28 protein-coding genes, 1 pseudogene and 1 riboswitch are annotated in these 18,566 nt (G+C 49.6%); of the genes and pseudogenes, 9 read left to right on the top strand and 20 right to left on the bottom strand.

Going from position 1 to position 18,566, the window contains the following annotated elements:
- From C7E00_RS03475 to C7E00_RS03430, 10 genes are all read right to left on the bottom strand, one after another.
- The coding region (locus tag C7E00_RS03475) for a hypothetical protein (RefSeq protein WP_135358144.1) at positions 1-204 on the bottom strand (204 nt) is incomplete at its 3' end.
- Positions 186-392, bottom strand: coding sequence for a hypothetical protein (locus tag C7E00_RS03470; protein WP_105302942.1), 207 nt, complete (start codon positions 390-392; stop codon positions 186-188). The genes C7E00_RS03470 and C7E00_RS03475, both read right to left, overlap by 19 nt.
- On the bottom strand, positions 389-637 hold the full coding sequence (locus tag C7E00_RS03465) for a hypothetical protein (protein WP_105302941.1): 249 nt from the start codon (positions 635-637) through the stop codon (positions 389-391). The genes C7E00_RS03470 and C7E00_RS03465 overlap by 4 nt, the downstream gene beginning before the upstream one ends.
- A 1-nt stretch (position 638) precedes the next feature.
- The gene (locus tag C7E00_RS03460) at positions 639-1,019 is read right to left on the bottom strand and encodes a hypothetical protein (RefSeq protein WP_105302940.1); all 381 of its coding nucleotides are present in this window, start codon (positions 1,017-1,019) and stop codon (positions 639-641) included.
- Positions 1,009-1,230 carry a hypothetical protein gene (locus tag C7E00_RS03455; RefSeq protein ID WP_105302939.1) on the bottom strand — a complete coding sequence of 74 codons (222 nt, stop codon included), beginning with the start codon at positions 1,228-1,230 and terminating at the stop codon, positions 1,009-1,011. The genes C7E00_RS03460 and C7E00_RS03455 overlap by 11 nt, the downstream gene beginning before the upstream one ends.
- Positions 1,227-1,415, bottom strand: a complete 189-nt coding sequence (locus C7E00_RS03450) for a hypothetical protein (protein ID WP_105302938.1) — start codon at positions 1,413-1,415, stop codon at positions 1,227-1,229. The genes C7E00_RS03455 and C7E00_RS03450 overlap by 4 nt, the downstream gene beginning before the upstream one ends.
- A complete protein-coding gene (locus tag C7E00_RS03445; protein ID WP_105302666.1) occupies positions 1,412-1,933 on the bottom strand; it encodes an ORF6C domain-containing protein in 522 nt (173 codons plus the stop codon). The genes C7E00_RS03450 and C7E00_RS03445 overlap by 4 nt, the downstream gene beginning before the upstream one ends.
- Positions 1,930-2,970, bottom strand: a complete 1,041-nt coding sequence (locus tag C7E00_RS03440) for a ParB/RepB/Spo0J family partition protein (RefSeq protein WP_167836445.1) — start codon at positions 2,968-2,970, stop codon at positions 1,930-1,932. Before C7E00_RS03440 ends, C7E00_RS03445 begins: the two co-directional genes overlap by 4 nt.
- A 10-nt stretch (positions 2,971-2,980) precedes the next feature.
- The gene (locus C7E00_RS03435; protein WP_105302936.1) at positions 2,981-3,211 is read right to left on the bottom strand and encodes a hypothetical protein; all 231 of its coding nucleotides are present in this window, start codon (positions 3,209-3,211) and stop codon (positions 2,981-2,983) included.
- 48 nt (positions 3,212-3,259) lie between these two features.
- The gene (locus C7E00_RS03430; RefSeq protein ID WP_105302935.1) at positions 3,260-3,457 is read right to left on the bottom strand and encodes a helix-turn-helix domain-containing protein; all 198 of its coding nucleotides are present in this window, start codon (positions 3,455-3,457) and stop codon (positions 3,260-3,262) included.
- 146 nt (positions 3,458-3,603) lie between these two features.
- On the opposite strand from C7E00_RS03430, the gene C7E00_RS03425 reads away from it, so the two are divergent.
- Genes C7E00_RS03425 through C7E00_RS03415 form a run of 3 tightly spaced genes read left to right on the top strand, consistent with a single transcriptional unit; the run spans position 3,604 to position 5,696 of the window.
- Positions 3,604-3,822, top strand: a complete 219-nt coding sequence (locus C7E00_RS03425; protein ID WP_105302934.1) for a helix-turn-helix domain-containing protein — start codon at positions 3,604-3,606, stop codon at positions 3,820-3,822.
- Positions 3,823-3,834: 12 nt separating this feature from the next.
- Positions 3,835-4,092 carry a helix-turn-helix domain-containing protein gene (locus tag C7E00_RS03420; protein WP_105302933.1) on the top strand — a complete coding sequence of 86 codons (258 nt, stop codon included), beginning with the start codon at positions 3,835-3,837 and terminating at the stop codon, positions 4,090-4,092.
- On the top strand, positions 4,092-5,696 hold the full coding sequence (locus C7E00_RS03415; RefSeq protein WP_105302932.1) for a recombinase family protein: 1,605 nt from the start codon (positions 4,092-4,094) through the stop codon (positions 5,694-5,696). Before C7E00_RS03420 ends, C7E00_RS03415 begins: the two co-directional genes overlap by 1 nt.
- Here the strand turns inward: C7E00_RS03415 and C7E00_RS03410 are convergent.
- Positions 5,589-5,975, bottom strand: a pseudogene (locus tag C7E00_RS03410) (DUF402 domain-containing protein); the annotation flags it as partial. The gene C7E00_RS03415 and the pseudogene C7E00_RS03410 sit on opposite strands and share 108 nt — an antisense overlap.
- Positions 5,976-6,079: 104 nt before the next feature.
- Entirely contained in the window at positions 6,080-6,793 is a 714-nt protein-coding gene (locus C7E00_RS03405; protein WP_105302931.1) for an energy-coupled thiamine transporter ThiT, read from the bottom strand.
- A 31-nt stretch (positions 6,794-6,824) separates the two neighbouring features.
- Positions 6,825-6,916, bottom strand: a riboswitch (TPP riboswitch).
- Positions 6,917-6,957: 41 nt separating this feature from the next.
- Between C7E00_RS03405 and C7E00_RS03400 the strand changes: the two genes are divergently transcribed.
- Entirely contained in the window at positions 6,958-7,413 is a 456-nt protein-coding gene (locus tag C7E00_RS03400; RefSeq protein ID WP_105302982.1) for a GAF domain-containing protein, read from the top strand.
- A 2-nt stretch (positions 7,414-7,415) separates the two neighbouring features.
- Here C7E00_RS03400 and C7E00_RS03395 read toward each other — a convergent pair whose 3' ends face one another.
- From C7E00_RS03395 to C7E00_RS03385, 3 genes are all read right to left on the bottom strand, one after another.
- On the bottom strand, positions 7,416-8,234 hold the full coding sequence (locus C7E00_RS03395) for an AAC(3) family N-acetyltransferase (RefSeq protein WP_105302930.1): 819 nt from the start codon (positions 8,232-8,234) through the stop codon (positions 7,416-7,418).
- A 20-nt stretch (positions 8,235-8,254) separates the two neighbouring features.
- Positions 8,255-8,812, bottom strand: coding sequence for a hypothetical protein (locus tag C7E00_RS03390; RefSeq protein WP_135358143.1), 558 nt, complete (start codon positions 8,810-8,812; stop codon positions 8,255-8,257).
- A gap of 128 nt (positions 8,813-8,940) precedes the next feature.
- Entirely contained in the window at positions 8,941-9,231 is a 291-nt protein-coding gene (locus C7E00_RS03385; RefSeq protein WP_105302928.1) for a PTS sugar transporter subunit IIB, read from the bottom strand.
- A gap of 142 nt (positions 9,232-9,373) precedes the next feature.
- Between C7E00_RS03385 and C7E00_RS03380 the strand changes: the two genes are divergently transcribed.
- On the top strand, positions 9,374-9,775 hold the full coding sequence (locus tag C7E00_RS03380; RefSeq protein WP_105302927.1) for a metal-dependent transcriptional regulator: 402 nt from the start codon (positions 9,374-9,376) through the stop codon (positions 9,773-9,775).
- 34 nt (positions 9,776-9,809) lie between these two features.
- Here C7E00_RS03380 and C7E00_RS03375 read toward each other — a convergent pair whose 3' ends face one another.
- On the bottom strand, positions 9,810-10,133 hold the full coding sequence (locus C7E00_RS03375; protein WP_105302981.1) for a PTS sugar transporter subunit IIA: 324 nt from the start codon (positions 10,131-10,133) through the stop codon (positions 9,810-9,812).
- Between the two features lie 14 nt (positions 10,134-10,147).
- A complete protein-coding gene (locus tag C7E00_RS03370) occupies positions 10,148-12,613 on the bottom strand; it encodes an amidohydrolase family protein (protein ID WP_105302926.1) in 2,466 nt (821 codons plus the stop codon).
- Between the two features lie 61 nt (positions 12,614-12,674).
- On the opposite strand from C7E00_RS03370, the gene C7E00_RS03365 reads away from it, so the two are divergent.
- On the top strand, positions 12,675-13,256 hold the full coding sequence (locus C7E00_RS03365; protein WP_105302925.1) for a cytidylate kinase-like family protein: 582 nt from the start codon (positions 12,675-12,677) through the stop codon (positions 13,254-13,256).
- A 113-nt stretch (positions 13,257-13,369) separates the two neighbouring features.
- Here C7E00_RS03365 and C7E00_RS03360 read toward each other — a convergent pair whose 3' ends face one another.
- On the bottom strand, positions 13,370-15,427 hold the full coding sequence (locus C7E00_RS03360) for an FAD-dependent oxidoreductase (protein WP_105302924.1): 2,058 nt from the start codon (positions 15,425-15,427) through the stop codon (positions 13,370-13,372).
- A gap of 114 nt (positions 15,428-15,541) precedes the next feature.
- Between C7E00_RS03360 and C7E00_RS03355 the strand changes: the two genes are divergently transcribed.
- A complete protein-coding gene (locus C7E00_RS03355) occupies positions 15,542-16,324 on the top strand; it encodes a helix-turn-helix transcriptional regulator (RefSeq protein WP_167836444.1) in 783 nt (260 codons plus the stop codon).
- Here the strand turns inward: C7E00_RS03355 and C7E00_RS03350 are convergent, their stop codons facing one another.
- Positions 16,325-16,606 carry a hypothetical protein gene (locus C7E00_RS03350; protein ID WP_105302922.1) on the bottom strand — a complete coding sequence of 94 codons (282 nt, stop codon included), beginning with the start codon at positions 16,604-16,606 and terminating at the stop codon, positions 16,325-16,327.
- Between the two features lie 63 nt (positions 16,607-16,669).
- A complete protein-coding gene (locus C7E00_RS16600; RefSeq protein ID WP_268892635.1) occupies positions 16,670-16,795 on the bottom strand; it encodes a hypothetical protein in 126 nt (41 codons plus the stop codon).
- 172 nt (positions 16,796-16,967) lie between these two features.
- Here C7E00_RS16600 and C7E00_RS03345 point away from each other — a divergent pair, with 172 nt between their 5' ends.
- Both C7E00_RS03345 and C7E00_RS03340 read left to right on the top strand, forming a co-directional pair.
- Complete coding sequence (locus C7E00_RS03345; RefSeq protein ID WP_105302921.1) at positions 16,968-17,639, top strand: phosphoribosylanthranilate isomerase; 672 nt, start codon at positions 16,968-16,970, stop codon at positions 17,637-17,639.
- A complete protein-coding gene (locus C7E00_RS03340) occupies positions 17,636-18,562 on the top strand; it encodes a carbohydrate kinase family protein (protein ID WP_105302920.1) in 927 nt (308 codons plus the stop codon). Before C7E00_RS03345 ends, C7E00_RS03340 begins: the two co-directional genes overlap by 4 nt.
- Positions 18,563-18,566 lie beyond the last annotated feature (4 nt).

Genomic DNA, 18,566 nt, shown 5'->3' with positions numbered 1-18,566 from the left:
TTTCTCATCTGCAACTCTGTGAGCTGCTTCGTTTGCAATGGTTATCGCCTGATCAAAGCAGTAGGTGGCCTTCTCGTCCTTGAGGATTGTTCCAAGCAGCATGCAGAATTCTTCAATCAGTGTGTCCGGATCTCCTCTGACGATTGCTTCTCTATTCTGAGTCTTGGCATTCACGGCAACGACGATCATTCTGCATTCACCCACCTTCCGCCTCTCTTGGTCTTGAAGTCCTCCCAGATCTGGATCTTTCCATCTCTCGTGAAGTTCTCACTGTTGTCATCGATCCTTGTCAGAATGATGGCAGCAGCCACATAGTTCTCAGCAGTGACATTGATGTATCCTTTGTCTCCGCTGGATCTGTATCTGATCGGAAGCCTGTACTTGTTCTTCATTTGTCCATGCCCTCCGGGAACTTCTGGTCAGGATCCAACTCTTTCCACATAGTTACTTCATCAAGTCCGAAGTCGAACGCCTGGCCATCCTTTGGACTTGTATGGAAGTACCAGTGCGGCTTGCTTCTTCTCTTGCGGAGCCTTGCTTTGGTCATGATGTCGTACTTGGCCATGAAGATGATCACGGGCTGTTCTTCCTTTGGCATCTCCGGCATCATGTGCCACTCATGCTTTTTTTCATCCATTTCAGTCTTCTCCTTCTTCCGGGTAATATTTCCAACGCAGAATCTCATCCACCGGGATCAGATCGTCAATACCACTCTGTGCAATGTCTGGTGCGAAGTAGTTATCGTCTGCCATATTGCCGCTGACCATTGTGTAGTCATCTTTTTCAATGAGCAGATGACCTGAATAGGGGAGAGGGAGAGATTCTTCTGGATCCTTCCATCCGGACAAGGCAAGCGCATGTTCATACTGCTGCTTGATCTTTTTCCTGATCATCTTCAGATCATTTGCTTCCATGTTTGCAATCCACTGATTCTCTCCGGCTTTCTTTGCCGGTCTGGAATTTTCATCAATGAGCTTCAGCAACTTCATGATTTCTTTAGTGCTCAGATCAATCTGCATGGCCATAGACCTCAATTCTCGGATCACCTTCCGGCAGATATCTGACAAGCGAGGGATCTTCCTGCAGCTCTGCGTCTGTAGGCGGGTACTGCTTCAGCGAGTAGTCAACTACTCCCAGAATGAGGGCATACATCATGCCCATGATAAACAGGGCTGACCCCACAACGATCATCACGACTCTTCCCCATCTGATTCTTGGCTTTGTTCTCATGTTTTCTTCCTCTCTTTTTCGGTTAAAATGAGAGTGACTTTGTTATTCAAGTCACTGAGCGCTTCTGGTCTTGGCGGACGTTGCGCTCTTTTTTCTGTCTCTTCTTTCTCTTCGAGCGTCATCATGTAAATGAACTCAATGAGATCCTCTTTCTGGCTTTGAGGTATTGCCTCGATGGAGGTCATAACTCCTGCAGGCTGTTGAGATACATCTTGTAGGCGACTGTCCCGGTGAATCCTCCGAAGGAAACCTCCGGCTCCCAGTTTTCGATGTATTTCATCGTTTCTTCAAAGTCCTGCTTGCGTGTGTCGTAGTAAGGCGTTCCGAGTCTTGACTTGTTTCTCGCATCCGTATAGCAGCGGCTGCAGAATTTCCCGAAGTACTTCTTGTAGTCCAGCATGGACTTCTCTGATACCACTCCCTTCGAGTGTTCGATTCCGAGTATGTAGAAACATCTGGAATGGATGGCCAACTTCAGTCTTCTGCTGTCTGAGATGCTGATCCGCTCTCTTTCCTCCCATCCATCCATTCGTGCGTCCAGCTTCTCAATGGCCTGATCTGTGGTGTCCATGTGGTTCTTCAGATCATTGAATCCTGCGACCAGGACTCCCATCTGACTGGCAACTGCCTGCACATTTAGTGCTGTCTGCTCGACAATCGCTTCAAGACTGGTGCTGCTTCCTTTCTTTTCAAGTTCGTTCATGACAATTTCTTCTCCTTTCTGTCATCTGAGACGATCTCGTATAGGTTCTGTGCGAATGCCAGGAGATTCATTGACTGCACCTTCAGGTCTGCTGTGTAGTGATCAGCGACTGAAGCTCTGCGATCAATGCCCCAGGCATGACCAGAGTAATTCTTTAGAAACTCAATGATTCCTGCTGTGAGGTAGTCCATATCTTTCTGAGCCTGCTGATCAAGAGCAACCTCAGTCTTTCCGGACTCCTTGTACTTCCGCTCCCACTCAGCAGCTTCTTCCTGGAATTTCTTCCGCTCTGCTGCTAGACGGGCATTGTCTTTCTTGATTGCGTCGTAGTCATCCGGCACCACTTCAATAATCTTCTGGATGACCGTAGGATTCTCTTGTTCCTTCTTGAGCTTTGCTTTTTCTCGATCGAGATTGTCCATCGCTGCTCTGTAGGCGTTTTCCATGTGATCTGCTTTGTCTTCTGCATCGCTGAGCTTCTGCTTGAGCTGCTGATATACCTTGTTGGTTGACAGCTTTCCATCGTCCCAGTCTGCGAAGTCCTGAGCATCGATCAGATTCTTGTTCTCCTCGATTTTCTGAGCCTTGCGGAGAGTGTCGTGAGACATTCCAACCTTTTCGGCGACCTTCTGTCTGGTTTCGCCTTTCTCTGTTTCTGCTTCCGCAGAATTCTTCGGAAGCGAACCATTGAGAGTACTTTGCCGTGTTCTGGCTTTCTCTGCCTCAATCCTCTGCAGCTGTCTTGCATAGTCGAGACGCTCGGTCATCGTGAAGTCTTCTCTCAGTTCGTTCTCACTGATCTCAACTTGCAGGTCCTGTTCTTCATCTTTGGTGTTAACCATGTGAACCGGAATGTCTTCCATGCCTAATGCCTTGCATGCTGTGTAGCGCCTGAAGCCTGCCAGTAGGACCTTGTCTGCGTTGATCGTGATCGGATTGATCAGACCGTTCTTCTGGATGTCTTCCATCAAATCTTTGATGTGCACGTATGCATTCTTTCTGACCCGGTCCTTGACGACAATTTCATCAATCTTCATGTTTGTGACCTCATTCATAGACTCTCTGACATGTCATCGTGTAATCAGCGAGAATCATGTCCAGCGTTCCTTTTCGGAACCGTCTCAGACGTCTTCCGTGCCTAACTCCGGCCGCCATCCATGAAACTCCGTTCTTCCATTTCATGAACTGCTGCGCGTAGATGTGACCTGCGTCATACTTGGTGACCAGGATGAACTTGTGCTCGTTGCGATTGTTCTGGTAGATCTTGACCTCTTTCATGTGATACTCCTTTCTGTAAACGGTGCGTTTACTTATCGGCTAAAAAAATTAGCCGACTTCGATGTTGTCCGCCGGAACTCCTGTGATCTCAGACAACTTTTTGAGATCGTAGGCGGTCATTTTTACCCTTCCTGCACTGACCTGTTTTAGATGGTTATAGTCAATCTCACAGGCTTTCGCTAATTCTTCAATAGACATATTTTTCATGGCTGCCAGAGCCTTGATATTCAGTACAATATCGTTCACTTTTTGCTCTTCCTCTCTTTCGTTCCTCTGTAATCGCTCCGTTTATGGCTTTGATTTTAGTAAACGGTGCGTTTACTGTCAACACTTTTTGTTTATTTTTTTTACCGACAGTGTAAAATACTAGAGTAAACAGAGAGGTTACAGAGATGAAAGATATCAGTTTTGATAAATCTCTTGGCTCTGCTCTCAGAAGTGAGAGAGAAAAGAAAAATCTTTCTCAGCAGGATATTGCTGACAGAATGGGAGTCACAAAAATGGCTGTCTCCAACTGGGAATCCGGGAATCGTAGCATGTATGCAAAGACTGTGAAAGAATACTGCAGGGCTCTGGGAATAAGCATTGCATCACTTTATGAAAAATTCTGAGGAGTGCTTATCATGACAGATGAAAAAATAGATTATGAAATGAATCTTGCTATAGGGACATGGTTAAAAGAGCATAGAGAGCAGCATGGAATATCACAGCGCGAGATGGCTAGAAGACTTAATCTCACTAATCCGGCGCTGCATTTTATGGAAACCGGAGAAACTCAGATCAAGGCAACAATGATGATTGATTATTGCTTGGCCATGAATGAGGATCCGGCAATATGTTTGAAAGAATCTCTGCAGAGATGTCATAAGAAGGAGAACTAATGAACGCTCGCAAGGAACTCGTCCCGGCGGTCATATATGCTCGATTTTCTTCTTCCGGCCAGCGTGAGGAATCAATCACAGGCCAGTTGAGAGACTGCAAAGCCTATGCCGATCGTGCCGGTTTCAAGATTGTCAATACCTATGAGGACCGGGCAAAGACGGGCACCAATGACAACAGGCCGGCCTTCCAGCAGATGATCAGTGACTCCGCCAATAAACAATTCCAGGCTATCATCGTCTGGAAACTGGACCGCTTCTCCCGCGACAAGTACGACGCTGCCATGTACAAGCACATTCTCGGGAAGAACGGAGTCCGTGTGATCTCAGCAATGGAGCCGATCAGTCCGACACCTGAAGGAGTGATCATGGAATCCATGCTTGAGGGAATGGCTCAGTACTACTCGATGGATCTCAGTCTCAAGGTCAAAAGAGGCAACAGGGAGAGCGCAATGGAACACAAGACAGTTGGCATGAGGATGCTCGGATACAAGCCGGATCAGGCAGACCACTTCATGATTGATCCGGACACCGCTCCGATCGTCAAGCGGATCTTCACCGAATACGCCTCCGGAAAGAAGATCAAGGACATTATCGAAGGTCTCAACAATGACGGGCTCAGAACACTGAGAGGCAAGGAATGGAGCCGTACGTCTTTACAGCACATTCTCCGGAACGAACGATACACAGGCGTCTACATCTTTGGAGGCTACAGAGAAGAAGGTGCAATGCCTGCGATCATCAGCAAGGGCACATGGAACCAGTGCCAGAAAATGATGAAAAAGCACAAGATTGCTCCAGCTGCTTCCAGATCCACGAAGTATCTGCTCACTGGAAAGATCTTCTGTGGTCTCTGTGGTTCTCCCATGATCGGAGTCTCAGCCACCGGAAAACTGAAGAAGAAGTACTACTACTATCAGGACACAAAGAGAAACGACAAGAGCTGCCGCATGAAGCGGATCAGCAAAGACCGGATCGAGGACGCTGTGGTCTCTTTCCTGGTCGAGAAGGTCAACGATGACAAGTTCATTAGTGAGATCGCTGATCTGGTCATCCAATACCAGGAACAAAAAAAAGAGGACCATTCCGAAGAGCAGTCCTTGAAGACTCAGCTGGATGATGTAGATAAGAGATTGCACAACCTTGAGGAGGCTGTGGAGCATGGCATCTTCAATGACACCACTCAGCAGCGCATGGTTGATCTGCAGAAGCGGAAGGAAGATCTTGAGGAGGCAATTGTCAGATCACAGGTCACGAAGCCTGCAGGCATCACTCGTGACGATGTGATCACAGTCATGAAGCACATGAGAGGAAATCCGTCTGATCCGCGTTACCGTGAGAAGATGGTCAGCATCTTTCTGAATGCCGTCTACGTTTACCCGGACGATAATAAGCTCGTGATCTCGATCAACTTCCAGGGCACGAAGGGAGAGCCGATCAGCTATGATACCGCGCTGAATGTCTATGATGAAAGTGTTCGTGTTTCGCACACTATGGCTCGCATGCATTGCATATTCCCCTTCATCCAGAATCTGGTAGGAATTATCGGGGTACAGCTTCACATCGAGATCATAATCGATATTCTTGATCGCTTCCCCATCCCATAAACTCGGGGAAGCAAGATTGCAGTAATAATAGATTCCGTTTTTCCGGATCATGGAAATCACGTTATACCAGCGATGGCTCCAGAAGAAGCAGACGGCAGGTTCCCTCGTGAACCATTTCCGTCCATCCGCCTCAATGACCCAGGCTTTATTTGTTACTGCAACAATCCGGTTCTCATTTGCTTCCAGGATAAAGCCCTTGCACCAGGTCCGGTGCAGGCTTCCATTGTGCTTGAAACTCTGTATATATACTTCTGACCCGACACTCGGCAGCTGCGGCATGAAAATGCTCCTTTCCGCGGTACTATTTTACTCCAAAGCATCTGAATGGCAAAAGTACCTGTCCTGCCTACGAAAAAGTGCCCCGCAGAGGGGCACCGTCAGGCTTATTTCACAAAGCGGATTCCGGATTTTTCCAGACGATCGATAATCATCGGCACCACGAAGATGCAGACCACCATCGTCACCAGGTTATACCAGAGATTGTAGCCGATCGAATAAGTCCAGGCTTCGGCAGATCCTGCGGCTGAACCTTCCGGGAACCAGAAGAACACACCGGACAGCATCTGAAATACATATTTCAGCAGCATCGAGATGACAATGCCGAACCGCTTTCTGGTCTGAACATACCAGTAAGTGAACGCACCAGCCGCAATCGCGACAATCACGCCGACCAGCAGAGAAGCAGCTCCATTCCAGCTCTTCGTGATTCCGAAATATGCCGCCACCGCGATGATCACAGCCATGCAGATCGCTGCCGGCTTATTCAGAGAACGGAACGGCCATAGCAGAGAAGCCATGCCGCAGACAACCAGCGGCAGAACATAGTCCAGGAGTGTCTGCATCGGTGATACAAACCACATCGGGAACCCGAGGATAAAAGTCAGCAGCCAGGCCAGGATCGCCACGATCACGCCATTCTTCCAGCCGAGCTGATATGAGGCAAGGAATACGGCAATCAGCTCAAGTTCGATGGAACCTCCATTCGGCATCTGAAGGAACGGAATCAGATTTCCCACATACTTCAATGCGATGTAGAGGGCAATGTAAAGAGCGAGATAAGCAATGGTTCTGGTTCTGCTGCGTTCTGTGCTTGACATAAAAAATACACCTCCGTTTTTGCAGTAGAGGCGTAAAGAGTTCTGAACTCCCTACGCTAGTGTTACCTAGATCAGGTGATAAGGGTCTTTTCTCAGCTCTGAAGAGCACCCCTGTTCACGAAGCCGATTATATCACGTCAGATCAGCCATGGTACAATAAACGCATGAATCTCATCAACGAACAGATCCGGGCATTTCTGGAAGAACCCGACCTCATTGCCAGCCTCGCCAACATCAGCGCCTGCATCATGCAGAACTATGATCAGCTGAACTGGGCAGGATTCTATTTTGCGAAAAACGGAGAACTCGTCCTAGGTCCCTTCCAGGGCATGCCTGCATGCACGCATATTCCATTTGACAAAGGCGTCTGCGGCGCCTGCTATACAAGCCAGAAGCCTCATCGCATCCGCGATGTGCTGGAGTTTCCCGGCCACATTGCCTGCGATTCTGCCAGCCGCAGCGAATTATGTGTTCCGATTCTGATGAACGGCAGATGCATTGCTGAAATCGATCTGGACGCTCCGGTTCCGGACCGATTCACAGAAGAGATGGAAAAGGAAATGCTGCAGGCAGCCGAAGACATTGCTTCCACATTCCTGCAGCATCACTGGTCCGTATAAGTTCAGCGATACAGATCGTAAACCACGTTCTTCTCGAAATATCGCACCGCTTCATCTACTGCGGCATTCACCGGGAAGAGCTGGATATGGCAATCTCCCAGCATGGTCTCACGGATCATGCTTTTCTTTTCGAGCGAGCTTCTGACTTTCTCGAAATCGCTGCTGTCGATATCCAGATTCAGATACTTCTTCCAGTAGCGCTTTCCGCCATCCTGCACGCAGGCACAGTTGATCACGATCGGCCGGCATTCCGAACGGTATTCCGCCAGATGCATGCATGTCACCTTCGTGAAATCCACGCCGATCAGAAGAACATAGCCCTTCAGTTCATATAATCTGGCAGCCGGAGATTCCTCCGCCAGCGGAAAATGCATGCTCTGCCGGTTGCACAGCAGCTTTGCATATCTGCCCCATGCCGCATAGCTGTCACTCGGATGGCAGGAAGACACCACACCTGCCCGATGCCGGAAATTCTCTGCGACTGCTCCCATCTCGCTGAGATCCGTCGCCTCCGGATCATATGCCGGCATATTCTCCCGGATCGTCTTCCATGTTTCCGGAGCAGCCGGAGGATTCTGCCAGGAGGAAGGATCGGAATTATCTGCAGTCTGAGTTGCCATCAGAATCGTTCCCCCGGGCTCGCTCAGCTCCATGAGCGCATCCACCACCGTCCGCGCTCCGCCGACCACATAGCCAAGCGAAGAAAGCGACGAATGAACCTCCAGGATCATATTCGGACCGACCCCGACACTCTGCAGCGCCGCCATCAGGCTCTCTTTGGTCACTGCTGTCCCGATCGGTTTCTGTTCTTTATCTGCCATACTACCTTTCCTCATCCTGATCAGCTGTAAAGCCGGCGGCTTCCCTTCAGGCTTTCGCTGAGTTCCTTTGCCGCCTGATCAAGCTTATCTGCATCATAGTTTCCGCTGCGCAGCAGAAGTACAGACTTTCTCAGCCGTTCTTTCAGCAGCATCTGTGCCTGAGCATCCATCCCGGAAACATCCAGTCCATTGCAGGCCTGGATCATTCCCTGAAGAACCGCTGCTTTCCGATTGATCACAGCCTGCTGCCCTGCCCGGGAGAACAGTGCTCTGACCGTCCAGTCCAGATTCTCTTCTGAGACGATCACCTTGATCACATTCTGCAATGCCTGTGCCGTCCGCTCGTTCTTCAGAAGCCCAAGAAAATCAGATACCTGAAAACCATCAGCCAGCAGGAACTCTTCCTCAATCTGCTCATGAATCGGATTCAAGTCTTCCTGAATCTTCAGAACATCACCGACTTTTTCATCCAGGACTTCATCTCCGATCACATAAGCAGGAACCCCGGCACTCTGTGCCATGTCCCTGGCAGTATGATTTTCTTTCTCGGAGAGTCCGTATAACAAAATCTTCTTCATGAGCAAATTCTTCCTCAGCAGAATCATTCAGGAAAAGCATCCTCCTGAAAGACCTATATGCTATGTACAGATTGTACCATGGTTCCGGCCGGATGCTCTCCTTTTGAAAAACAGACCTCCACGGTCTGTCAGTGCTTCTGTTCCTGTTCCCACTTCAGGAACTGCTCGATTTTCTGCTTCATGTCTGCCTTGTCAAGAACAGAATGAATGCCGATCACATACGGAACCTTGCCAAGCAGCTCCGGATACAGATCATCCATCGTGATCACCAGATCCCCGTTGAATGACGTCAGATTGTCCAGATTGCCATGCTCTGTGAAAATCGGGAATCCATTATCTCTGATTACCTGATCTGCCTTGATTTTCAGCAGCATGCTTGATCCCATTCCTGCTCTGCAGCATACCAGTGCCTTATACATGTCCCCCACTCCTTTAACCTGCCTTCCTATCATAGCAGAATGCGTTTTCATCGCAAGGAGATTTCAGCTTCCGGACGACTGGTCATCTGGATTCCATTTCATGAACTTTGATTTATAATAAGTTCAGCAATCGGAGATACTTATGAAGATCTATGAATCAGCAGAAGATTACCTGGAAGCCATTCTGATTATCCAGGAACGCAAAGGAGTCGTGCACTCCATTGATATTGCCGAAGAAAAGGGCTTTTCCAAAGCCTCAGTTTCGATCGCCATGAAGAAGCTCAGGGAAAACGGATATATCTCCATGGAACGCAGCGGCGCCATCAAGCTTCTCAAGCCCGGCCGTGAGATTGCCACCCGCATCTATGAACGCCATCGCATTCTCACCCAGATGTTCATGCAGCTGGGCGTAGATGCGGATACCGCCGTGCAGGATGCCTGCAAGGTCGAGCATGATCTGAGCGATGAAACCTTCGCCAGAATCAAAGAACACGCCCTCGCCCACGGAATCGAAGACCCGCTCATCGACAAGAAAGAAGCGTGACCAGAAGAAATTCTGGTTTTCTTCTGCCTGTAACTCAGTCTTTGTTCAGCAGCCGCTGTTCCAGCTGAACGATCCGCTCGGAAAGAATACTGAAGTCTTCCGCACTCATCAGCTGATCTTCCGCATGCACCAGCAGCAGGCTTACCTGTCCCAGCGTTCCTTCTGCCATCTTCTGCAGCAATTCCGCATGAATCTGATGTCCCTTCCGGAATTCTTCTTTTCCTTCCCGGATCTTTTCTTCTGCTGCTTCGATCTTTCCCTCTTCGGCCAGATCCATCGCCTCGACAAAGCAGGAACGCGCAGTTCCTGCCGATGCGATGATCTGAAATGCAATCCGATCTTCTTCTGCTGTTCCCATCTGCTTCTCCATCGCTATCCTTTCTGAAGGGCCATAAGAATATTGTCCGCAGCACTTTCATCCTCAAAGAATGACACATATCCCTCCAGAGATTCTGCCTTCTCTTTCAGTCCCTTCGACCCGCTGTATACGAAAATCGAAGCCTTGCCCTTGCCATTCTTGGCCTCCTGGATCAAGTTCGCTCCGGCCGAATTTCCATCAAACCCGATCACGATCGAAGGACGGCGCTCAAAGATCTCATAATTGAAGCTTTTGTAGATTCCCATATCCTCGCTTTCCGGAGAAACCCGGATTGACACACCAGCCTTCTTCAGCCGGCGGATCTCTGCAGGATCCAGCATCGAAGGAACCACCGCGAAAATCAGGAATCCCTTTGCATTATGCTCTGCCAGGTAGCGTTCATATCCCTTCAGCTGATGGCCGATCACGAAGAACACTTCCTCCGGATCCAGACGTTCCATGATCGCATCCAGAATCTGCGTTCCTTTCTTCGTCACATGCGTCATCCGGCTCTGCGTATTGAAAGATCCTCCGGCAACCACCACCGGTTCCTTGTCCCATGGGTAGTCTTCAATCTGATCCTTCAGAGCCTGATAGGAATCCATCCGCTTCTGCATTCCCCAGGAAATCGAAGAAGCAGGATCCTGATTCTGCATGATTCTGAGAATCGTCTCCTCCGGACTCAGCGATCCCTGCAGTTTCCTGAAGGCGATCTTCTTTTCTTCAAACGACTTCATCTGCTGAGCAATGACGGCGGCTTCCGAGTCATGCATCTGCTTCAGTTCGTCGTACGAAAGATCCAGCAGTTTCTCCAGCGACAGCTGCTCATCAATCGGACTTGTTCCGTACAATGCTGCTCCATCCGTTCCCTGCACACACGAAATACCTTCCTTCAGATACGAACGAAGCGGATGAGAAGCCAGCGAATTCAGATTGTTCAGGCGGACATTGGAAGTGATCTGGAATTCCAGGGTGATGTGATACTTTTTAAGATCCTCCAGAAGTTCTTTTCCCTTCTTCGTCTTCAGACCGCAGGAATATAATCCATGCCCCAGCCGCATGATCGGCATCGGCTGTCCTGGCGCAAGCGAATCCTTCACGCAGGCAATGCTGTGAGACATATTATCCTTCAGGCTGTCATTCTCTCCGGCATGAATCCGAATCACAAAAGATGGATCTCTGGCCGGAATCTTCACGAGTTCCCGGAACATCGGCTTGAGCTCAATGATGTCATTGATTTCTTCTCCGACAATGTCGCACCCTGCTACATAAGGATCATATGAAACTGCCTTCATGGTGTTCAGATTCGAGGAAAGATAGTCTGCCGGAGTAACCTGATCCTTCACGATAGTCAGCGGAATTCTCCGCATCGCTGCCAGGAAGCGGAGCGTCACACCGGTTTCCCTCGTCACCGCTGGCATGACTGCATGGACTTCGGCCAGCATTCTGAGACAGTCATGTTCCTTGACCAGGGTCGTATCGCTGATTTCAGCATAGGTGATGCCCTGAGCCGCATACTGTCTTGCAATCCATAACAGCTTATCCTGGAAAATCGTATTCTCTGCATATTCCGGGTTCTGATGATCTATCAGCATCTGCTCTGCTGCTTCACGGATCTCAGAATCCGGAATGTGTTCAATATCATGGAGATCGATCTGATCTTCACTCTCTCTGCCTTTGCAGAACACATAGCGGTAGAGATATACCTTCTCGAGGTTCGTGAATACTGCCTGGCCGTCTTTCATCACAGCCAGGGAGTTGCGGATCTTCACGAGATTCTCTTCGGCATGTTCCAGATTGTTCAGCACGAGGTCTGCAAAGTTGATGAACGTATTGTCATTGATCTTCCGATCAAGATATTTGCCCCTCAGATCAGAATGAATGAACTGTCTGGCAACCTGCTTTCTCTGTGCTTCCAGCATTTCCTGCTGACTCTCTGAAACAGTCAGATTCAGCTTGCGCACATAGTAGAGCGGGTAGCGGATCTGATGCACGATGCCTATGGCAATCAGGACGTCCGGCATCAGGTTGCCATTCATATGCGTATGGAGATCGCTGTGAAACTTCACTTCCCGGCGGATATACGTCTTGAAGATCGTCTTTCCTTCACTGAGCCGGTAATCCCTGGTCTGGCTCATCAGCGTCTTGGAAATAGCCGGGATCGATGCCTTCATCTCAATCCGGCCATCCCGGTAGATATTTGCCACCTTGGTATTGCCAAGCCGGAAGATCCAGACTTCTTCATTCTTCCCATCGATGTAGCACGGCACTTCACCGCGGATCACCAGCATGCCTTCTTCATTCTCACTTAGCGGCAGATGACAGAGATGGGCCAGATTGCGAATCAGATTCCCCGTATGATGATTCGGCGTCTCCAGCTCATAGAACAGATGCTCATCTTCCATTGAAAGATGCACGGGCATATCTTTTTCAAGATCCAGATAGAAGCATTTCTTCCAGCAGTTTTTCTTGTTTTCCATACGGGAATTATATGCTGAAAACCAGCGAAATCGACTATAGTAATAACAAGAGGAGACGATTATGAAACAGATCATAACCATCAGCCGGCAGTATGGCAGCGGCGGCCGCATCATCGGTCAGAAAACTGCAGAGCTGCTCGGCATCCCATGCTATGACAGCAAGATCATCGAAGAACTCGCTGAGAAAACAGGTCTTCGGAAAGACTTCGTGGAAGACAGCACTGAATCCTCCGACGACTGGATGGTGCTCTCCTTCTCTTCGAAGCGCATCAATTCCCGCACGATCCAGAATGACCTATGGAATGCGCAATGTGACGTCATCCGCCAGCTTGCCGAAAAGCCATGCGTGATCGTCGGAAGAGGGGCAGACTTCATTCTGAAAGACCGCACCAATCTCTTGAAAGTATTCATCTTTGCAGACCGGGCCAGCCGGATCAGAAGAGTCCTGGAAGAATATCATGAATCTCCTTCGGATCCGGAGAAATACCTCCGTGAGAAAGACCGCGGCCGCCAGACGTATTACCAGTCCCATGCCGGCATGACCTGGGGCGACAGCAGCCATTATGATCTGGCTCTGAGTTCTTCCGGATTAGGAATTGAGCCCTGCGTAGAGATCCTGACGGAGCTTTACAGAACGCTCTGAACCGTTATTCTGATTCTCATTGACGGAAAAACAGTCCCCCTTTCAGGAACCGCATGCTCTGCATGCAATCCTGTCGGAGGACTGTTTCTTTGTTCTTTTTTCTGAACAGATACTCAGTTTGCTTCAGCAGAAGCTTCCGGAGAAGCAGATGCTTCGCTGTCAGAGCTGCCATGAGCGGTATTGCCGTCCATGCCGCGGGCAGTAGCAGTTTCCATGGTCTCCTGACCAAGTTCTGTGAGTTCAGCAGTATCTTCCGTTGCAGTATAGCCTGCATTCTCAGCAGCAGCTGCACCAGCCAGTCTGCCGGACGTCAGCGAGAAGCCAAGACCTACCCCTTCGACGTTCTGATATGCAGCGACAGAGATTCCGGAAACGTTGTTGCCAGTCGCATACAGGTTCGGAATTACCTTGTTCTGCTCATTGAGAACACGGAGATATTCATCAGTATTGACTCCGCCAAGTGCACCGAGCACTCCGGAATGACCCTTGGTAACATAGTAAGGACCTTCTTCAACCGAATAGACCAGATCTTCCGGATCCTTGAAGAATTCATCATCCTTGCCATTCTTGACATAGGAATTGTAGTTGTCGATCGTTTCCTGCAGATCGGCAGCATCGCAGCCGATGAAGTCTGCTACTTCTTCGATGGTATCGAACACTCCGCCTTCACCTGCTTCCTGAAGAGCCTGGAAGCCTGCATCCCAGTCCGCCTTCGCCATCGGTGCATGGTAGATGGTCGGTTCGCCGTCTACGACAATCCCGTGCTGATCCCAGTAATGGATCCAGGTACCTGTGTTCTCCTGAGTCTGGTCGCACCAGCGGTCAGCAGTAGCCTGATCGACGATCGTATATGCGACACCGCCCTGAGTAATCACTGCAGAAGAGAATTCAACAGTATCCTTGAGCAGGTCTTCATTCATGAAACGCTTGCCGCGTCCGTTGACCCAGAGAATCGGTGTGTTCAGCGTGAGCTCGGAAACCGTCTCTGTGACATTCTTCGTGTTGACGCCATGGTTCATGGTGAGCAGCTCGCCTCTAGCAGCGCCGGCATTCCACATCATCTCAATGCCAGGCAGCTTGGAACCGGCCATAACCAGAGCGTTGTTATAGACTTCTTCACCCAGGGTCTCTTCCATGAGTTCCGGGTTGTTTGCGAAGGAACCAGTGGAAACGATGACCGACTTTGCGTTGACTGTCAGCGTTCCGCCATCCGGCTTTGTGCACTTTGCTCCGACCACGGCACCATCGCTGTCCGTGATCAGTTCTGTTGCAGTAGTACCATAGCGGATCTCAACTCCATTCTCATCCAGTGCTTCACCGATATACTTGAACGGGTCTGCATTGTTCCAGCGGTGGTAGACAACTTCTGTATCAAAGTGCGCAATCTGCTGCGGAGTCTTGGACAGGAAGAAGCCGACGCCATGATTCAGCATGTAGCTGACCGTATTCTTTGCTTCAGAGATGAAGCGGCGGATCAGCTTCGCATTGCCGAGGTTGTCCGTGGACTCCATGAAGTGGTTGTACCAGTATTCTTCATCCGTGGTCTCGCCATCTTCGCCATAGCGATCCTTCTGTTCCACAGAACCAACTGCGAACATACCCTGAGCCGCATTGCCCATGCCGCCGAGTGTCTGGGTTGCTTCAACGCCGAGAACCTTAGCTCCGGACTCGGCTGCCTTCAGTGCTGCCGTGGAACCGGAAGCACCCATACCGATGACCAGGACATCCGTATCAACAGTTTCATCTTCACCAGTCGCCGTACTGCTTGCTGCCAATGCATCGACATCAAAGCCAGCCTGTTCCATGCAGTCCTTGACTGCTTCCGATACACCATTTCTGGTCATCGTAGCACCAGCTGCGACATCGATGTCATACGTCTGTCCGTCCGTTACTTCCTGAGCCAGCGTATCCGCTGCCTTCTGTCCGTAATCTGCAGACTGCGTAGAAGCATCTACTGTAGTATTGGTGATCTTGCCGCCTTCTACCGTGATCGTGACCGTAACATCATTTCCTCCGAATCCTTCGGCCGAAGCGGTATACGTCCCATCTTTGACAGAAGAAGCAGAAGATGCTGCACTGGCAGTCGACTCAGCTGTTTCCGAAGAACTGCTGCATCCGACCATGGCAAATGCCATTACGCCAGCCAGAAGAGTTTTAAAAGCTTTTTTCATTTCTTTTCTCCCTTTCCCTAAGCACAGAGTTTATGCAATGTGCATTTGTTAACAATGTCTGGATTTTATCTGGAAAGTGGCCGTATCTCTGCTATCATAGGAGACAGAAAATTTATGGAAAAAGTCACAAGAAAAAAGAGTGCCAGCGGCACCACCTCATTCTTCACAATCCTTCATTCCATTGAACCATGTACCCTTCTGTTTTCCGAAAGAAGATATGTAATGGAGAAAGGAGACCTCATGCTGTGCAGACAGAATTCCAGCTTTGTCTCCACCGCTCCCCTCGATTGTGTAAATTATCGGAAATCCTGTCTGGATCCCCTGTTCTATTCACAGATTTCAGACTGCCGCATCATCTATGACTTCCTGTCCATTCCTCATCCGGAAGATGAACATCTGTTCTTCCACAGTGCCGGTGATGCCGATATCGCTTCCCTGTTCCGCTTTCTTTTGCAGGAGCTTTCTCTGGGGGATTCCTATACGGGAAAGAATGTCAGTCTCTTCACGGTTGCCCTGCTCACTTATCTGGACCGGAAAAGACCGGAGCAGCTCCTCCTTCAGAACTCCACGATGGTTGCTGAAAACCGCTTCGGCAAGATCATGAAATACATCGGCGATCATTACCCCACCTGCACGCTGCAGGAAGTCGCTGAGAAGTTCGGATACAATCCGAGCTATCTCAGCACCCGCTTTCAGAAGATCACCGGAGAAACCTTCTCCCATAAGCTTCAGTCCATCCGTCTGCTGCAAGCAGAGAGGCTGTTGCTGACCACGGACCTGACCGTGGAGCAGATTTCCAGCCAGGTCGGCTTTCATGACAAAAGCCACTTTATCCGCAACTTCCGGGATACCTATGGCGAAACGCCATCCCGATACCGGAAAAACCACAAGCTCTGATTACCAGCCGCACTGCCCGCAGTTCGTGCAGGGAATGCAGCCCTTCCGACGGGACGGTTTCACTGGTTCGATCTGAAACTCCCGGATCGAATATCTCCCAAGTTCCCGTTCAGGAATCAGAAGATCATGTTCTGCTGAACGAAATCTCACGATTCCGTTTTCTTCTGTCTTCTCTGCTTCAATCGTCTTCCAGTTTCCCGGATTCATGCAGTCTTCATACATGACCGGCCGGAACTGAACAGACGTTCCAGATGAAAGATCTGTTACTTCATATGCATTCATAATCCCAGAATAGGTCTCCCCATCAAGTTCTGCAAATAAAAAGCGCCGGACGATTGCCCGGCATCAGAAACGGATTTCACTGTTCACTTCTTCGATTTCTTCTTCGGTGAGCGGAACCTGATTTCCGTCATCCTTCTCCCAATCCAGGAAGACACCCTGCTCATTTCCGGTTTCTGTCTGCTTGTTCATGTGATTGCCCATCTCTTTTCCCGCTGTTTTGATCCTATAAGAAAAGAACTCATAGAAACAGTCTTGAAATTCCCTTTAAATATGCTTAGGCACCCATTCTTTTTCTCGCCCTGACCAGCCTGGAAAGTACGTGATATGAGGACAGAAAGAAATTCATGTTAAAGGAGTTTATATGATTGTACAGATTTATTCTTTAGAGACGGCCGAAGAAGCTGCTGCCTGTGCAGAAGCCGGCGCCGACCAGATCGGCGTTCTCGTCTCGAGAAAACTCGATGGAAGATATCCATGCGAAGTACTTCCGGAACAGGCTCTGGAAATATTCGATACCTTGCGAGGCAAGGTGCGCAGAAGCGTTCTGATCTCCACGGACTCCGATCCGGATCAGATTCTTCAGATGATGAACTACCTGCACGCAGACGTACTGCAGCTGTGTGCGGATTATCATGGCAGCCTGGACTTCCGCCGGCGCATGAAGGAAGAATGCCCCTGGGCAGAACTGATGGAAGCCATCGGAATCAGGGATCGCTCCTCCATTCCGGAAGCAGAAGAAAAAGCAGCCTATTCCGATTATCTGATTCTCGATTCCATTCCGGACAATAATCCGGGTATCGGAGCAACCGGCGTCACGCATGACTGGAACATCGATCGGGAGATCATTTTAAAGGTGAAGATTCCGATCATCGAGGCAGGCGGTCTCGGACCGGAGAATGTGAAAGATGCGATAGATTTCCTGCATCCATGGGGCGTCGATTCCTGCACGAAGACGAGCCGGTTTGAAAACGGAAAGATCGTCGGCAAAGATCTGGAAAAGGTGCGCGCGTTCTGCAAGGCGGCAAAGCAATGACAAGACCGATTCTATGCATTGGCGATCTCAATGCTGATCTGATTGTTCCATATGGAAAGGCACTGGAACTACGTTCTTCTCTTTTCATGGATGAGACCGCTGATGTCACGCTTCAAGGCGGCGGCACGATGGGCAACTGCTGCACCGTGCTGAACAAGCTCGGAGACCATCCTCACTTCGTCACTGATCTATGCACAGATTCGATCGGCAGCTGGCTCAGCCAGGAACTGATGAATGGCGGAACAGATCTTTCCTGGTCGATCGATCAGGGAAATCATGCCATCGTCTGCATCGCGATGCTGAATCATAGCGACCGTCTCGTCTTTCCCTGGCTGCCGCCGGGCTCTCACCTTCCCCGGTTCAATGACGAAAGCTTTTCGAAGATACCGATGCAGGACTATCTCGTGGTGACCAGCGGAATGCTGATGACCAATGAACCGGAAACCATGCATGCGGTGCTTTCCTTCCTGAAGAGGCTGAAAAAGAAAACCAATTCCATTCTCTATTTCGATCTGAACCTGCGCATCGAAACCTATGGTCTGAATGATGAACGCAGAGCCGCCTATGAAGAGATGATCTCAATGACAGATCTTTTGACCGGGTCAGGCATCGAAGAATTCGGGCCGCTTGCCGAAGAGAAAGAACTGATCACTGCAGCAGAAAGACTATGCAGTTCCAGACGAACCGTCATCGCAAGAAACGGTCCTGGTTCCGTATATGTCGTCACAGCAGACAGCATCACTGAAGTTCCTCCGGAAAACGTTCATGTGCTGAGCACGCTGGGAGCCGGAGATACCTTCAACGCTGCCTTTGTGCATGACTATCTGCAGAGCAATGATCCGGTTCATGCATGCAGATATGCAGTTCATACTGCTTCCTACATGATCTCTCATCCGGGCAGACTGTCCATCCCGGAAGAATAATTCA

It is taken from the genome of Anaerolactibacter massiliensis (genome assembly GCF_900290205.1).
In the GTDB taxonomy this organism is placed as follows: Bacteria; Bacillota_I; Bacilli_A; order Erysipelotrichales; family Erysipelotrichaceae; genus Bulleidia; species Bulleidia intestinalis.
The sequence above is the reverse complement of the archived record's forward strand: the minus strand, read 5'-3'. Positions and strand labels throughout refer to the sequence as shown.

What these genes read in the sequence shown, in the direction of transcription:
- C7E00_RS03470 (WP_105302942.1), bottom strand. Translation starts at nt 392, where the DNA reads ATGAAGAACAAGTACAGGCTTCCGATCAGATACAGATCCAGCGGAGAC.
- C7E00_RS03465 (WP_105302941.1), bottom strand. Translation starts at nt 637, where the DNA reads ATGGATGAAAAAAAGCATGAGTGGCACATGATGCCGGAGATGCCAAAG.
- C7E00_RS03390 (WP_135358143.1), bottom strand. Translation starts at nt 8,812, where the DNA reads ATGAAGAAGATTTTGTTATACGGACTCTCCGAGAAAGAAAATCATACT.
- C7E00_RS03435 (WP_105302936.1), bottom strand. Translation starts at nt 3,211, where the DNA reads ATGAAAGAGGTCAAGATCTACCAGAACAATCGCAACGAGCACAAGTTC.
- C7E00_RS03360 (WP_105302924.1), bottom strand. Translation starts at nt 15,427, where the DNA reads ATGAAAAAAGCTTTTAAAACTCTTCTGGCTGGCGTAATGGCATTTGCC.
- C7E00_RS03370 (WP_105302926.1), bottom strand. Translation starts at nt 12,613, where the DNA reads ATGGAAAACAAGAAAAACTGCTGGAAGAAATGCTTCTATCTGGATCTT.
- C7E00_RS03455 (WP_105302939.1), bottom strand. Translation starts at nt 1,230, where the DNA reads ATGAGAACAAAGCCAAGAATCAGATGGGGAAGAGTCGTGATGATCGTT.
- C7E00_RS16600 (WP_268892635.1), bottom strand. Translation starts at nt 16,795, where the DNA reads ATGAACAAGCAGACAGAAACCGGAAATGAGCAGGGTGTCTTCCTGGAT.
- C7E00_RS03350 (WP_105302922.1), bottom strand. Translation starts at nt 16,606, where the DNA reads ATGAATGCATATGAAGTAACAGATCTTTCATCTGGAACGTCTGTTCAG.
- C7E00_RS03375 (WP_105302981.1), bottom strand. Translation starts at nt 10,133, where the DNA reads ATGGGAACAGCAGAAGAAGATCGGATTGCATTTCAGATCATCGCATCG.
- C7E00_RS03355 (WP_167836444.1), top strand. Translation starts at nt 15,542, where the DNA reads ATGGAAAAAGTCACAAGAAAAAAGAGTGCCAGCGGCACCACCTCATTC.
- C7E00_RS03395 (WP_105302930.1), bottom strand. Translation starts at nt 8,234, where the DNA reads ATGGCAGATAAAGAACAGAAACCGATCGGGACAGCAGTGACCAAAGAG.
- C7E00_RS03385 (WP_105302928.1), bottom strand. Translation starts at nt 9,231, where the DNA reads ATGTATAAGGCACTGGTATGCTGCAGAGCAGGAATGGGATCAAGCATG.
- C7E00_RS03425 (WP_105302934.1), top strand. Translation starts at nt 3,604, where the DNA reads ATGAAAGATATCAGTTTTGATAAATCTCTTGGCTCTGCTCTCAGAAGT.
- C7E00_RS03450 (WP_105302938.1), bottom strand. Translation starts at nt 1,415, where the DNA reads ATGACCTCCATCGAGGCAATACCTCAAAGCCAGAAAGAGGATCTCATT.
- C7E00_RS03400 (WP_105302982.1), top strand. Translation starts at nt 6,958, where the DNA reads ATGAATCTCATCAACGAACAGATCCGGGCATTTCTGGAAGAACCCGAC.
- C7E00_RS03460 (WP_105302940.1), bottom strand. Translation starts at nt 1,019, where the DNA reads ATGCAGATTGATCTGAGCACTAAAGAAATCATGAAGTTGCTGAAGCTC.
- C7E00_RS03380 (WP_105302927.1), top strand. Translation starts at nt 9,374, where the DNA reads ATGAAGATCTATGAATCAGCAGAAGATTACCTGGAAGCCATTCTGATT.
- C7E00_RS03420 (WP_105302933.1), top strand. Translation starts at nt 3,835, where the DNA reads ATGACAGATGAAAAAATAGATTATGAAATGAATCTTGCTATAGGGACA.
- C7E00_RS03440 (WP_167836445.1), bottom strand. Translation starts at nt 2,970, where the DNA reads ATGAAGATTGATGAAATTGTCGTCAAGGACCGGGTCAGAAAGAATGCA.
- C7E00_RS03340 (WP_105302920.1), top strand. Translation starts at nt 17,636, where the DNA reads ATGACAAGACCGATTCTATGCATTGGCGATCTCAATGCTGATCTGATT.
- C7E00_RS03405 (WP_105302931.1), bottom strand. Translation starts at nt 6,793, where the DNA reads ATGTCAAGCACAGAACGCAGCAGAACCAGAACCATTGCTTATCTCGCT.
- C7E00_RS03365 (WP_105302925.1), top strand. Translation starts at nt 12,675, where the DNA reads ATGAAACAGATCATAACCATCAGCCGGCAGTATGGCAGCGGCGGCCGC.
- C7E00_RS03415 (WP_105302932.1), top strand. Translation starts at nt 4,092, where the DNA reads ATGAACGCTCGCAAGGAACTCGTCCCGGCGGTCATATATGCTCGATTT.
- C7E00_RS03445 (WP_105302666.1), bottom strand. Translation starts at nt 1,933, where the DNA reads ATGAACGAACTTGAAAAGAAAGGAAGCAGCACCAGTCTTGAAGCGATT.
- C7E00_RS03345 (WP_105302921.1), top strand. Translation starts at nt 16,968, where the DNA reads ATGATTGTACAGATTTATTCTTTAGAGACGGCCGAAGAAGCTGCTGCC.